A 12,496-nucleotide genomic window follows, 5' to 3' on the forward strand; every position below is an offset into this window, starting at 1 on the left:
CGCCGGGGGCTCCTACTTCACGAGCGACAGGTTGAACGGGTACTTGTTCCACTCGCCCCGGTTGGCCGCCATGGCGGCCATGATGCCGAGCACCAGGCCGCCGATCCAGGCGGCGAGGAACGTCAGGTAGCCGATGATCAGGATCATCAGGACGCCCGAGACGAAGTAGGCGATCGCCAGCATGATCTGGAAGTTGAGCGCCTGCACCGCGTGGTGCCGCAGGAACGGCGACTCGTCCTTCTTGATCATGTAGAACACCAGCGGCACGAGGAAGCCGACGATCGCCCCGCCGAGGTGGATGAACAGGGCCATCTGGCGGTCGTCGGCCGACACCGGGCCGCCCTGCTGCTGGTGGGGCTGCTGGTACTGGCCGTACTGCGCCGGGGGGTAGGGCTGCTGCTGCGCGCCCTGGCCCGGGTAGCCCTGCTGCTGCTCCTGGTAGCCGGGGTAGCCCTGCTGGCCGTACTGGCCCGGCTGCGGCCCCGTGCCGTAGCCGTGGTCGCCTCCGGGCGGCGGGCCGTAGCCGCCCGGGTACTGCTGCTGGTATCCGCCCTGGCCCTCGCCGTAGGAGGGGTTCGGCGGGTGTGGGTAACTCATGGTCTCCTCGGTCTCTGGCGCCCGGGTCCGGGGCTGGGGACGCAGGCCGCACGGTAGCTGTTGGGGGGTACTCGGGGGTGAAGCGCGGGCACCGGCCCCGCCCCTGATGGGACGGACCGGCCGGCGCCCGGGTTCCGTGGAACGGTGACCGGTGCGGTCACTTCACCAGTCGGATCGACACCGGGTAGCGGTACCAGGCGCCCTTGTTCGCGCCCAGGGCGGCGAGCACCCCGAACACGATCGACAGCACCCAGATCACCGCGATGAACACGGAGCCGATCCACGACGACGTCGGGGCGAAGACGCCGAGCGCGATGTAGGCCGCCCAGGTGAGCAGGTAGGGGATCAACAGGGTGAGCTGGAAGTTCAGCGCCTCGCCCGCGTGGTGGCGGACGAACGGCGAGTGGTTCTTCTTCACCGAGTACACCACGAGCGCGGGCAGCCAGCCGAAGCAGGAGAGGATGACCCCGGACAGGTGGGCGATCATCGCCCAGGTGGGGTCGTCGGCCGCGGCCTGCCCCTGCTGGGGGAACGCCTGCGGGCCGCCGTAGGCCGGGGCGGCCGACTGCTGGGGCTGGCCGGCGTACCCGGGCTGCTGCGGTGGCGCCTGCGGCGCCCCGTACCCCGGCTGCTGCGGCGCCGGAGGGGCCTGCTGCTCCTGGCCCTGCGGGCCGTAGCCCTGGGGCGCATAGGACGGCGGGGCCTGCTGTGCGGGCGGGCCCGGCTGCGGCGGGTAGGGCTGCTGCCCGTACCCGGGCTGTTCGCCCGTGGGGTGGGCGTACCCGGGCTGACCGCCGGTCGGCTGGCCGTAGGCCGGGGGCGGCGCGGCCGGCTGCTGAGGCGGGGCGGCGTACCCCGGGTGCTGGGGCGGCCCCTGCGGGGCGCCGTAGCCCGGCTGCGGCCCGGACTGCGGGCCCTGCGGCGCGGGGCCCGGCGGCTGCTGGACCTGCCCGTAGCCCTGCTGGCCGTACTGGGCAGGGTCGTAGCCCGGCTGGGGGTACCCCTGCTGCTCGTAGCCCTGCCCCGGCTGCGCATAGGGCTGCTGCTGCGGTGCCTGCGGCGGGTAGGGCTGCTGGGCGTACCCCGGCTGCCCACCCGTGGCGGCCCCCTGCTGCCCCTGGCCGGGCTGTCCACCGCTGGGGGCGGCGTGGCCGGGCGCGGGCTGCCCTCCCGAGGGGTCCTGCGGCTGTGGTCGGTGGGGCGGGGTCTCGCTCATCATGTCCCTTGGCTGTGCCGATTGCGTGGAGCAGATTATGCCGTGCGGCGTGTCGTGCCGCCGAACGCCGTCACCGCGGGGTCAGCGCGGACGTGTCCTAGTCTCGCACCACGTAGGGCGCGGTAACGAAGTCGATCAATTCTTCGACGCGGCCCAGCAGATCCGGTTCCAGGTCGGCGAATGTCCGGACCCGGCCGAGGATCCGCTGCCACGCCTCACCCGGCTCCTCCCGCCGGCCGAGGGCGGCCAGCACCCCTTCCTTCCAGGGGGTTCCGCGCGGCACATCGGGCCAGGCGGCGATGCCGAGCACGGAGGGCTTCACCGCCTGCCAGATGTCGATGAACGGGTGGCCGGTGACCAGCACGTGCGGCGACGATACCTGCTCGGCGATCCGCGACTCCTTGGACCCCGGCACCAGGTGGTCCACCAGCACCCCCAGCCGCCGTTGCGGCCCCGGACCGAACGCGTCGACGATCTCGGGCAGGCGGTCCACCCCTTCGAGGAACTCCACGGCCACGCCCTCGACGCGCAGGTCGTGGCCCCAGATCTTCTCGACCAGCTCCGCGTCGTGGGCGCCCTCGACGTAGATGCGGCCCTCCTTGGCGACCCTGGCCCGCGCGCCGCGGACCGCGACCGACCCCGACGCGCTGCGCAGCGGCCCGGAAGGGGCCGCCGCTGCCGGGCGCACCACCGTGACCGGCCGGCCGTCGATCAGGAACGCCGCCGGCGCGAGGTCGAACACCCGGCGCCGGCCCGCGCGGTCCTCCAGGGTCACCGTGGCCTTGTCCCAGGCCACGGCCGCGCCGCAGAACCCTTCGTCGGCGGATTCCACCACCAGGCCGTGCTCCAGGGGGACCTCGGGGACCGCGCCTTTGCGTGGCCGCCGCCAGTCGCCCGCCAGGACGTCGTCGCCGTACCGTCCGCCGCGCCGCTTGCCAGATTCAGTGCCCACGGGCCGCGATGATAGTGGTGAGGCGGGGCGGGACGGGTCAGGACGAGGGCGGGGACGCCCCGCCGGCGACGATGCGGCGCCGGTTCCGGCGCCGCAGGACCGCGGTGAGAATGAGCACCGCGGCGCCGATGAGCACCCCCGCGAGCGCCGGGACGAGGGCGGTGGCGATGGTCCACAGCACGCCCGTGGAAACGCCGGTCAGGTCGTTGCCGTAACCGACCGCGTAGTGCAGGCCGGCGCCGCTGTGGCAGCGGAAGGTGTGGTCGCCCGTCGCGGTCGTGTCGACCCGGCCGGCCAGGAACCAGCCGTCGGAGTGGTGGTCGTGGGCCGGGGTGACCGTGACCGGCCCCGTGGGGCCGTCGATCGTGCAGAACGCGGCGATCTCGTCGTCGGTCGTGTAGTGGTCGGCGTAGATGAGCCAGGCGTGGGAGCCCTGGTCCGCGCGGTCGAGGTCGACGATCGCGGTCTCGTCGTCGCCGAACTGCGCGCGGAAGTGCGGCAGGGAGACCGAGTTCAGCAGCCCGATCACGAACCCCATGGCCCCGGCGACCAGCCCGAAGACCACGATCGCCGCCCCGATCCCGTACCAGGCCCGCGCCGGGCGCAGCAGCGCCGGGTCGACGGAGGGCGGTGCGGGATCGACGGCCATGGCGATCATTCTCGCACCGCACCCCGTGGACGCCCCGGAACGCGGCGCGCGGCGCGCCGGGGCGGCCGCGGACCCGAACCGCGGTCCCTGGTTCCGGCCCGCCCTTGCGCGACGGCATAGAATTAGCACTTACGACCACGGAGTGCCAGGGAGGTGAACGCGTGCTCGACGGCCGCAAACTCGCGGTCCTGCGTGCCATCGTCGAGGACTACGTGTCCACGAACGAGCCCGTGGGGTCCAAGGCCCTCGCCGACCGCCACACCCTCGGGGTGTCGCCGGCGACGATCCGCAACGACATGGTGGCGCTGGAGGAAGAGGGCTACATCACCCAGCCCCACACCAGCGCGGGCCGGGTGCCCACCGACAAGGGCTACCGGCTGTTCGTGGACCGGCTGTCCACGGTCAAGCCGCTGTCCTCGGCCGAGCGCCGCGCCATCGAGACCTTCCTCGGCGGCGCCGTGGACCTCGACGAGATCGTGGCCCGCACCGTGCGGCTGCTCGCGCAGCTCACCCGGCAGGTCGCGATCGTGCAGTACCCCTCGCTCATCCGCTCCTCCGTGCAGCACGTCGAACTCGTCCCCCTGGGCAACCGGCGCGTGATGATGGTGCTGATCACCAACACCGGGCGGGTCGAGCAGCGCGTCATCGACGGCCTCGGCGACGTCACCGAGGACTCCGTCGACAACCTGCGGCAGATGCTCAACCGCGCCCTGGGGGGCAAGTGGCTGACCGACGTCCCCACTGCCGTGGAGGACCTGCCGGCTCAGGTGCCGGCCGGCGACCGACGCATGGCGGTCTCGGTGCTGTCGGTGCTCCTGGAGAGCCTGGTGGAGCGGCACGAGGAGAAGATCGTCCTCGGCGGGACCGCGAATCTCGCGGCGGTGGATTTCTCCGCTAGCCTTCGTGACGTACTCGAAGCGCTGGAAGAAAACGTGGTCCTCATCCGTTTGCTCGGAGAGGTGGGCGACCCGTCCATGCTCACGGTACGCATCGGCGCGGAGAACTCTCACGAGGGCCTCAGATCCACCTCGATCGTGTCCGCCGGGTACGGCTTCGGCGACCAGTCGCTGGCCAAGCTCGGCGTCGTCGGTCCGACTCGAATGGATTACCCGGGAACGATGGGAGCGGTGCGCGCTGTGGCCAGGTACGTCGGAACGATTTTGGCGGGACAGTAAGTGGCGAGGGACTATTACGCGATCCTCGGGGTTCGTCGCGAGGCGACGAAGGACGAGATCAAGAAGGCCTACCGGCGGCTGGCCCGCGAACTCCACCCCGACGTCAACCCGGACCCCACCACCCAGGAGCGCTTCAAGGAAGTGACCCAGGCCTACGAGGTCCTCTCCGACGAGAACAAGCGGCGCATGTTCGACATGGGCCACGACCCCTTCGCCCCCGGTGGCGGCGGTGCGGGGGCCGGCGGCTTCGGCGGCGGCGCCGCGGGGTTCCCCTTCGACGACATCATGAACGCCTTCTTCGGGGGCGGCCAGCCGGGGGCCGGGCGCAGCCCGCGCGACCGCGTGCGCCGGGGGCGCAGCATCAAGGTGCGCATCGAGCTCGACCTCTCCGAGACCGCGTTCGGCGTGACCAAGGACGTCACCTTCCCCACGGCGGTCCTGTGCACCACCTGTCAGGGTGAGGGCACGGCCAAGGGCACCCACCGCCACACCTGCGAGATGTGCCAGGGGCGCGGCGAGGTCTCCCAGGTCACCCGCTCGTTCCTTGGGCAGGTCATGACCTCGCGCCCGTGCCCGCAGTGCGCGGGCCAGGGGAGCATCATCACCGACCCCTGCCCCGACTGCGCGGGCGAGGGCCGGGTGCGCGAGAAGGTCACCCGCAAGGTCCAGATCCCTGCGGGCGTCGAGGACGGCACGCAGATCCAGCTGGCGGGCGAGGGCGAGGTCGGCCCCAACGGCGGCCCGCGCGGCGACATCTTCCTGGAGATCGTCCAGCGCCCGCACCCGATCTTCGAGCGGCGCGGCGACGACCTCCACTGCACCATCACGGTGCCCATGACCGCGGCGGCTCTGGGCGCCTCGTTCACCTTCGAGACCCTCGACGGCACCGAGGAGATCGACCTGCGCCCCGGCACCAGCTCGGGCCATGTGATCACCCTCGGGGGGCGCGGCACCAAGCACCTCGACGGCGGCGGCCGCGGCGACCTCATGATCCAGGTCGACGTCGAGACCCCGGCCAAGCTCGACGAAGAGCAGGAGGCGCTGCTGCGCAAGTTCGCCGAGCTGCGAGGCGAGGACCACCCGCCGGGCAAGTTCAGCCCCGGCCACGGCGGCCTCTTCTCGCGCCTGCGCGACGCGTTCGGGGCCCGCTAGCCGCGGCCTGAGAGGGCGCAGCAGGCCGCGCCGGCACGGCGCACTTCAGCAGGGCCCCCGGCCGCGCGCCGCGGGGCCCCTCGCTGTCGTGGGGCCGCACCCCGCGCCGCGTGCCCGCCGCCCATCCGAGAAAGGGAACCCGTGACGCCTCCCGTCTTCCTCGCCGACGCCGGGCAGCTCGACCGCGACCGCGTGGTGCTCTCCGGCCCCGAGGGCCGGCACGCCGCCGCGGCCCGCCGCATCACGGTGGGCGAGACCGTGCACCTCGTCGACGGAGCAGGAACGCGCGCCCGGTGCGTGGTGGCCGACGTCGGCAAGGACAGCGTGGTCTGCACCGTCGAGGAGCGGTCGGCCGACCCCGAGCCCTCCCCCCGCATCACGGTCGTCCAGGCGCTGCCCAAGGGCGACCGGGGCGAGCTCTCCGTCGAGGTCATGACCGAAGCGGGGGTCGACGCCATCGTGCCGTGGGCGGCCGAGCGGTGCGTGACCCGCTGGAAGCCCGATCGCGCGGCGAAGTCGGTGGCCAAGTGGCGCGCGACCGCGCGGGAGTCCGCCAAACAGGCCCGGCGCAGCCGGATCCCCGAGGTCGCCGACCTTGCCACCACACGTGATGTGGTGGCGCTCGTGGCAGCGGCCGACCTGGGGATCGTCCTGCACGAGGGCGCTCAGGAGGAACGGCTGTCGTCGCTCCCCCTGCCCGGCGCAGGCGGCCCCGGTTTCGTCGTCGTAGTGGGGCCCGAAGGCGGGCTGTCCGACACCGAGCTGGCCGCGCTCGACGAGGCAGGCGCCGTCCGGGCGCTCCTGGGGCCGACCGTGCTGCGCACCTCCACGGCAGGGGTCGCCGCGCTCGCCGTCCTCCAGGCACGCTGCGGACGCTGGTAGCCGCCCTCGGCCGGACAGAGCGGAAGGCCTTCATCGAGCGTGCCCGGAGGGCGCCCCGCAGGCTGAGCGGGAAACACCGCCCCTACTGGACCTGCGAGGCCCCTTCCGGGACGTCGCCGGGGAGGGTGTCGGGCGGGCTCGGGGTGCCGTCGACGTCGCCGTCGTCCTCGTTGTCGCCGCCGTCGGCGGGGACCTCGGGCTCGGCGGGGTCCTCGGGGTCGCCCGCGCCGGAGTCGCCGGGCTCGGAGGGCCGGGGGCTGGGGACGCAGTCGTCGTCGGCCTCGGGTTCCTCGGGCTCGGGGGAGGGGTCCTCGGACTCGGCGGCGCTGGGGCCGGTGGCGCTGGGTTCGGGTGAGGGCGGGGGCGAACACAGCGCGGTGATGCCGGTCCCGTCCTCGTCGGACTCGGAGCCGGGCTCGGACGTGCCGCCGGGGGACGGCGGGACGGCCGTGGCGCCGCCGCCGTCGGCGCCCGCGGCGCCGGGGCCGCCGACACCGTCCTGGGCGTGGCCGTCGGCGCCACCGCCACCCCCGGCGCCGCCATCGCCCGCAGGGCTGTTCATGGACGACGGCAGCAGCTGGTCACGCACCTGCGGGGTGCCCAGCAGGACGGATCCGGCGATCAGCGCCGCCGCGCCCGCGGCCAGCGCGGGACGCAGCCACGGCAGGCCGAACCAGGCGGAGACCCGGCTGCGCCCGGTGCGGGCGCGGATCCTGCCGAGCGCCTCGGGCGACGGGTCCACGGAGTCGGCCTCGGCTTTCAGGGCCGCGCGCAGCCGCTCCTCGAAGGATGCGTCGAACGGGTCGGTCATGTCGTCTGCTCCAGAACCGAGCGAAGGGCGGCGATGCCACGCGCCGTGTGGCTCTTGACGGCGCCGCGGCTGATCCCCATCGAGTCGGCGATCTGGGCCTCGGAGAGGTCCCCGTAGTACCGGAGCACGATGGCCTCACGCTGACGGGTGGGGAGCCTGCGGATGGCTTCGATGACCGCGGCGCGCTCCAGCTCGCCCAGCGCGCCGTGCTCGGCGCTGGGGGCATCGGGCAGCGCCTTGGGGGCGTGCTTCTCGACCACCGCCCGGTGGCGCAGGACCGAACGGGCACGGTTGACCACCGACTGGCGCAGGTAGGACAGCGCCTTGTTGGGGTCGCGGAGACGGCGCCACGCGCCGTGCATGGCGACGAATGCGTCCTGGACGACCTCCTCGGCGGTGGCGTAGTCGCGGACGAGCAGGGTGGCGAGCCGGACCAGCGGCCGGTAGTGCGCGCTGTACAGCTGCGTCACGGCCTGGTCGGCGTCCCACTCGGCCGCCGCCGGTGCCGCTGCGGCGCCGGCGACCATTGTTTCAGTCACGTCCGTAGGACGCGCGCCCTTGTCGCCGGGTTTACGAAAGGGCATACCTGTTCTTCTCGCTCCAGCTCGGGGGTCCGACGCCTGACCTGATCATTCGGGGGACGGCTCTTCCGAACGCCGCCGCAAAAGGGACGGCTCGGATGATGCCACGCGAAGGAACAGAATAGCCCGCGCCGCAAGGGCTGGGCGGTCCGTTCGGGTGACGCGGCCCCCTCTGGGGGGACGGGGCATCATCACGGCGGCGCCATACGCGCCCCGCCGATCACCGTGCCGTGGCCACCGTAGAAGATCGGCGCCCGCGGCGATACCCGTACGGCCGAATCCGCGGACGAATCGGAACAGGGTCCCCGCGTTCCCCGGCAGCCGCCGGGTTCCCCGCGGTGCCTTTTCCGGCGCCCCCGGCGGAACCGCGCCCGCGGCCCGCCGACTGCGGCATCATGGGGGCGGACCGGCGGGCGACGCCCGCGTACCGCGACAGAGGAGGGGACCAGCAGGTGGCCGCCACCGATTGCCTGTTCTGCAAGATCGTCACGGGCGAGGTGCCCGCCGAGATCGTGCGCAAGGGCGAGCGCACCGTCGCCTTCCGCGACATCAACCCCCAGGCCCCGACCCACATCCTCGTCATCCCGCGCGAGCACTACGCCGACGCGGGGGAGGCCGCCCGGGCGGGTACCGGGGTCGTCGACGACATCGCCCGCGACGCCGCCGAGGTCGCCGCCGCCGAGGGGATCGCCGGCACCGGCTACCGGCTGGTGTTCAACACCGGCTCCGGCGCCGGCCAGACCGTCTTCCACGTGCACGCCCACCTGCTCGGCGGCCGCGGGCTGGAGTGGCCGCCCGGGTAGAAAACGCTTCGGGCCGCGGCAGGGGGCGTTGGTAGAATTCGAGGGAACCACAACGGTTCACCGAGATCACTGCGACCACGGTGATCACAACCGGCGCACCGCCGATCCGCGGTGCGCGCCGCGCACGACGCACGAGAGGCAGGGGCGAGACGGCCGCGAGGCCACACCATGGTCGAGTCAACACATTCCAGCACCCAGGTGAAGATCGTGGTGCCCGAAGAGCACACGATGGTCAACCTGCTCGGATCCGGCGACGAACTCCTGCGGACCGTGGAACGCTCCTTCGACAGCGACATCCACGTGCGCGGCAACGAGATCACCATCAGCGGCAGCCCCGATGAGACCGCGCTGGTCGTCCGGCTGATCGAGGAGCTGCTCGAACTCGTTCGCAGTGGCGCCGAGATCACCCCCGACGCCATCGAGCGCACCCTGGGCATGCTGCGCAACGACGCCCCCGGCGCCGAGCGCCCCGCCGACGTGCTGACGATGAACATCCTCTCGGCGCGCGGGCGCACCATCCGGCCCAAGACGCTCAACCAGAAGCGCTACGTCGACGCCATCGACAAGCACACGGTCGTGTTCGGCATCGGCCCCGCCGGAACCGGCAAGACCTACCTGGCCATGGCCAAGGCGGTCAAGGCGCTCCAGAACAAGCAGGTCAACCGGATCATCCTGACCCGTCCGGCGGTCGAGGCGGGGGAGCGCCTGGGCTTCCTGCCCGGCACCCTCTACGAGAAGATCGACCCCTACCTGCGCCCGCTCTACGACGCGCTGCACGACATGCTCGACCCCGATTCCATCCCCAAGCTGATGGCGGCCGGGACCATCGAGGTCGCGCCGCTGGCCTACATGCGCGGCCGCACCCTGAACGACTCCTTCATCATCCTCGACGAAGCGCAGAACACCTCCCCCGAGCAGATGAAGATGTTCTTGACGCGGCTGGGCTTCGGCTCCAAGATCGTGGTCACGGGCGACGTCACCCAGGTCGACCTGCCCAGCGGGCAGTCCAGCGGGCTCCGGACCATCGAGAACATCCTCCAGGGGATCGACGACATCGGGTTCTGCCGGCTGAACAGCAAGGACGTCGTCCGGCACAAGCTGGTCAGCGCCATCGTCGACGCCTACGGCCGGTACGACGACCTGACCCGGCCCAACGGCCAGGCGCACGGGCCGGGCACCCGCGGGCGCCCGTCGCACGTGCAGTCCAACGGCGCCTCCGGCGCCTGAGCCGACGCGACACACCCCGTGCGGGGCCCGGCCGCCCCGCACGGGAGCCCACAGGGCGGCCCCGCCACCGCGGGGCGCCCGGCGGGGACCGCCGCCCGAGGCGGCCCCGGCCACCATGAACAGCAGATAGGCGTCCAGAGCAATGAGTATTGACGTCGCGAACGAGTCCGGCGTCCCCGCGGACGAGACGCGCTTGTCGCGATTGGCCCGCTTCGTCCTCGACGCCATGCGGGTCCACCCCTTGGCGGAGCTGTCGGTCGTCCTGGTCGACGAAGAGCCCATGGCCGAGCTGCACGTCCGCTGGATGGACGAGCCCGGCCCCACCGACGTGCTGTCGTTCCCCATGGACGAGCTGCGGCCCGGCGGCCAGGACCGGCCCTCCGAGCCCGGCGTCCTGGGCGACGTCATCATCTGCCCGCAGGTGGCCGAGCGCCAGGCCGAGAAGGCCGGGCACAGCGCCCAGGACGAGATCGACCTGCTGTGCACGCACGGCATCCTGCACCTGCTGGGCTACGACCACGCCGAGCCCGACGAGCACAAGGAGATGTTCGGGCTACAGGGCGAGCTGCTGGCCGGGTGGCGCGCGTCGCTCGGCGAGGACGAGGCACGCCAGGCGCCCTCGGGCGAGGACGCCACCCGATGATCCCCGGCCATACCGGCCTGCCGGCCGGCGTCGCCGTCATGTCCACCGGCCCGCTGCTCGGCGCGGGGCAGGGCGGCCTGCTCCCGCTGTACTTCTGCGCGGCCGCCGTGGTCTTCGCGGCGCTCGCCGCGTTCTTCGTCGCGGCCGAGGTGGCGGTCACCCGCGCCATGGGGATGGGCGGGGAGTCCGTCCCCGACACCGAGCAGCGGGGCGCCCGCCGGCTGGCGGAGGTGGCCGTCGACCCCGCCCCGCACCTGAACCTCGTCTTCCTGCTCCGGGTGGTCTGCGAGGCCGTCGCGGCGCTGTCGCTGGCGGCCGGCGTGATCTGCTGGTTCGGCTTCGGGTGGGTGGCGCTGGCCGTCGCCGCCCTGGTGATGATCACGGTCGACTTCGTGCTCATCGGGGTCACCCCGCGCATCATCGGCCGCCAGTTCGCGCAGGGCATCGCGGTGGCCAGCGTCACCGTCCTGGCCCCGGTCACACCGGTGCTGGGCCCGGTGGCCGAGCTTCTGGTGCGGCTGGGCCGGGCGCTCACCCCCAGCGGCAAGGGCGAGCGCGAGGGCCCGTTCAGCAGCGAGGGCGAACTGCGCCGGCTGGTCGACCTCGCCGAGCGCGGGCACGTGATCGACGCCGAGGAACGCGAGATGATCCACTCGGTGTTCAAGCTCGACGACACCATGGTGCGCGAGGTGATGGTGCCGCGCACCGACATCGTGTTCGTCGACTCCGGCGCCGACATCGAGGAGTGCCTGTCGCTGGCGCTGCGCAGCGGGTTCTCCCGCATCCCGGTGACCGGTGAGGACGTCGACGACGTCGTGGGGATCCTCTACCTCAAGGACGTCATCGCCCGCATGCGCGACGAGTGGGCCGACCGCAGCGGCGGCGCCGAGGTGCGGCACGTCCCCGCACACGACATCATGCGCGCCGCCACCTACGTGCCCGACTCCAAGCCGATCGACGGCCTGCTGCGCGAGATGCAGCGGGAGCGGATCCACGTGGCGGTCGTGATCGACGAGTACGGCGGCACGGCCGGGCTGGTGACCATCGAGGACATCGTGGAGGAGATCGTCGGCGAGATCACCGACGAGTACGACGACGAGATCCCGCCGATCGAGCGCCTGGGCGAGGGCCGGGCCCGTGTCACCGCGCGGCTGCCGCTGGGCGAGCTGGCGGCGCTGTTCGAGGCCGAGCTGGACGTCGCCGACGTCGAGACCGTCGGCGGCCTGCTCGCCTACGCCCTGGGCCGCGTGCCGATCACCGGTTCCCAGGCCGTCTACGCTGGGTTGCGGCTGACCGCCGAGGACCCGGCGGGCCGCCGCAACCGGACCGCGACCGTGCTGGTCGAGAAGGTCTGATCCTCCGGCGGGGCGCCGTGCCCCGCCCGGCCCGCCGAGCGCGGTGCCGCCCCAGACCGCCAAGGAGTACCGACCCGTGACCGAGACGGCCACCGGGGGCCTCGGCCCCGAAGACGAGAAGCTGATCACGCTGGCGCGGGCCTCGCGCGCCCGCAACGGCGCGGCCGAGGGCGCCGCCGTGCGCGACGAGACCGGCCGCACCTACGTCGCCACCACGGTGTCGCTGTCCTCGCTCGCGCTCACCGCGCTCCAGGCCGCCGTCGCGGCGGCGGTCTCCAGCGGGGCGGAGGAGCTGGAGGCGGCCGCGGTCGTCACCGCCGCGGACGCGCCCGCAGTGCCCGACCTCGCGGTCGCCGCCGACCTGAAGGCGCCCCTGCTGGTGCTCGCGGGCCACGACGGCGCGCCGAAGAGCATGACCCGCCCCTGAACCGGGCGGAGCCGACGCCTCGCACA

The 12,496-nt window shown here is 73.1% G+C and carries 14 protein-coding genes; 8 read left to right on the top strand and 6 right to left on the bottom strand.

Going from position 1 to position 12,496, the window contains the following annotated elements; genetic code table 11:
• Window positions 1-12: 12 nt before the first annotated feature.
• The 4 genes from ACFOVU_RS06100 to ACFOVU_RS06115 form a co-directional block, all read right to left on the bottom strand.
• A complete protein-coding gene (locus tag ACFOVU_RS06100; RefSeq protein WP_378530623.1) occupies window positions 13-597 on the bottom strand; it encodes a DUF4870 domain-containing protein in 585 nt (194 codons plus the stop codon).
• Between the two features lie 157 nt (window positions 598-754).
• A complete protein-coding gene (locus ACFOVU_RS06105; RefSeq protein ID WP_378530625.1) occupies window positions 755-1,813 on the bottom strand; it encodes a DUF4870 domain-containing protein in 1,059 nt (352 codons plus the stop codon).
• Between the two features lie 97 nt (window positions 1,814-1,910).
• On the bottom strand, window positions 1,911-2,765 hold the full coding sequence (locus ACFOVU_RS06110; RefSeq protein WP_378530627.1) for a DUF3097 domain-containing protein: 855 nt from the start codon (window positions 2,763-2,765) through the stop codon (window positions 1,911-1,913).
• A gap of 37 nt (window positions 2,766-2,802) precedes the next feature.
• Window positions 2,803-3,414, bottom strand: a complete 612-nt coding sequence (locus tag ACFOVU_RS06115; RefSeq protein WP_378530629.1) for a hypothetical protein — start codon at window positions 3,412-3,414, stop codon at window positions 2,803-2,805.
• Window positions 3,415-3,575: 161 nt separating this feature from the next.
• On the opposite strand from ACFOVU_RS06115, the gene hrcA reads away from it, so the two are divergent.
• From hrcA to ACFOVU_RS06130, 3 genes are all read left to right on the top strand, one after another.
• Window positions 3,576-4,589: a heat-inducible transcriptional repressor HrcA gene (gene hrcA / locus ACFOVU_RS06120; protein WP_378530631.1), complete on the top strand. Its 1,014-nt coding sequence runs from the start codon at window positions 3,576-3,578 to the stop codon at window positions 4,587-4,589.
• Window positions 4,590-5,741 (top strand): molecular chaperone DnaJ, encoded by a 1,152-nt coding sequence (gene dnaJ, locus ACFOVU_RS06125; RefSeq protein WP_378530633.1) that lies wholly within the window; start codon window positions 4,590-4,592, stop codon window positions 5,739-5,741.
• A gap of 141 nt (window positions 5,742-5,882) precedes the next feature.
• Entirely contained in the window at window positions 5,883-6,623 is a 741-nt protein-coding gene (locus tag ACFOVU_RS06130; protein ID WP_378530635.1) for a 16S rRNA (uracil(1498)-N(3))-methyltransferase, read from the top strand.
• Between the two features lie 82 nt (window positions 6,624-6,705).
• Here the strand turns inward: ACFOVU_RS06130 and ACFOVU_RS06135 are convergent, their stop codons facing one another.
• Both ACFOVU_RS06135 and ACFOVU_RS06140 read right to left on the bottom strand, forming a co-directional pair.
• Window positions 6,706-7,434 carry a hypothetical protein gene (locus ACFOVU_RS06135; RefSeq protein ID WP_378530637.1) on the bottom strand — a complete coding sequence of 243 codons (729 nt, stop codon included), beginning with the start codon at window positions 7,432-7,434 and terminating at the stop codon, window positions 6,706-6,708.
• On the bottom strand, window positions 7,431-7,961 hold the full coding sequence (locus ACFOVU_RS06140) for a SigE family RNA polymerase sigma factor (protein WP_378531192.1): 531 nt from the start codon (window positions 7,959-7,961) through the stop codon (window positions 7,431-7,433). The genes ACFOVU_RS06135 and ACFOVU_RS06140 overlap by 4 nt, the downstream gene beginning before the upstream one ends.
• Before the next feature lie 506 nt (window positions 7,962-8,467).
• On the opposite strand from ACFOVU_RS06140, the gene ACFOVU_RS06145 reads away from it, so the two are divergent.
• The 5 genes from ACFOVU_RS06145 to ACFOVU_RS06165 all read left to right on the top strand — a co-directional run bounded on the left by ACFOVU_RS06145 (window position 8,468) and on the right by ACFOVU_RS06165 (window position 12,470).
• Window positions 8,468-8,818, top strand: a complete 351-nt coding sequence (locus ACFOVU_RS06145) for a histidine triad nucleotide-binding protein (RefSeq protein ID WP_378530639.1) — start codon at window positions 8,468-8,470, stop codon at window positions 8,816-8,818.
• A gap of 168 nt (window positions 8,819-8,986) precedes the next feature.
• Window positions 8,987-10,045 (top strand): PhoH family protein, encoded by a 1,059-nt coding sequence (locus ACFOVU_RS06150; RefSeq protein ID WP_378530641.1) that lies wholly within the window; start codon window positions 8,987-8,989, stop codon window positions 10,043-10,045.
• Window positions 10,046-10,187: 142 nt separating this feature from the next.
• Window positions 10,188-10,688: an rRNA maturation RNase YbeY gene (ybeY, locus tag ACFOVU_RS06155; RefSeq protein WP_378530644.1), complete on the top strand. Its 501-nt coding sequence runs from the start codon at window positions 10,188-10,190 to the stop codon at window positions 10,686-10,688.
• Window positions 10,689-10,726: 38 nt separating this feature from the next.
• On the top strand, window positions 10,727-12,043 hold the full coding sequence (locus tag ACFOVU_RS06160; RefSeq protein ID WP_378531194.1) for a hemolysin family protein: 1,317 nt from the start codon (window positions 10,727-10,729) through the stop codon (window positions 12,041-12,043).
• Between the two features lie 76 nt (window positions 12,044-12,119).
• Window positions 12,120-12,470: a cytidine deaminase gene (locus ACFOVU_RS06165; protein WP_378530646.1), complete on the top strand. Its 351-nt coding sequence runs from the start codon at window positions 12,120-12,122 to the stop codon at window positions 12,468-12,470.
• Window positions 12,471-12,496 lie beyond the last annotated feature (26 nt).

The organism is Nocardiopsis sediminis (assembly GCF_042650565.1).
Taxonomy (GTDB): Bacteria; Actinomycetota; Actinomycetes; order Streptosporangiales; family Streptosporangiaceae; genus Nocardiopsis_B; species Nocardiopsis_B sediminis.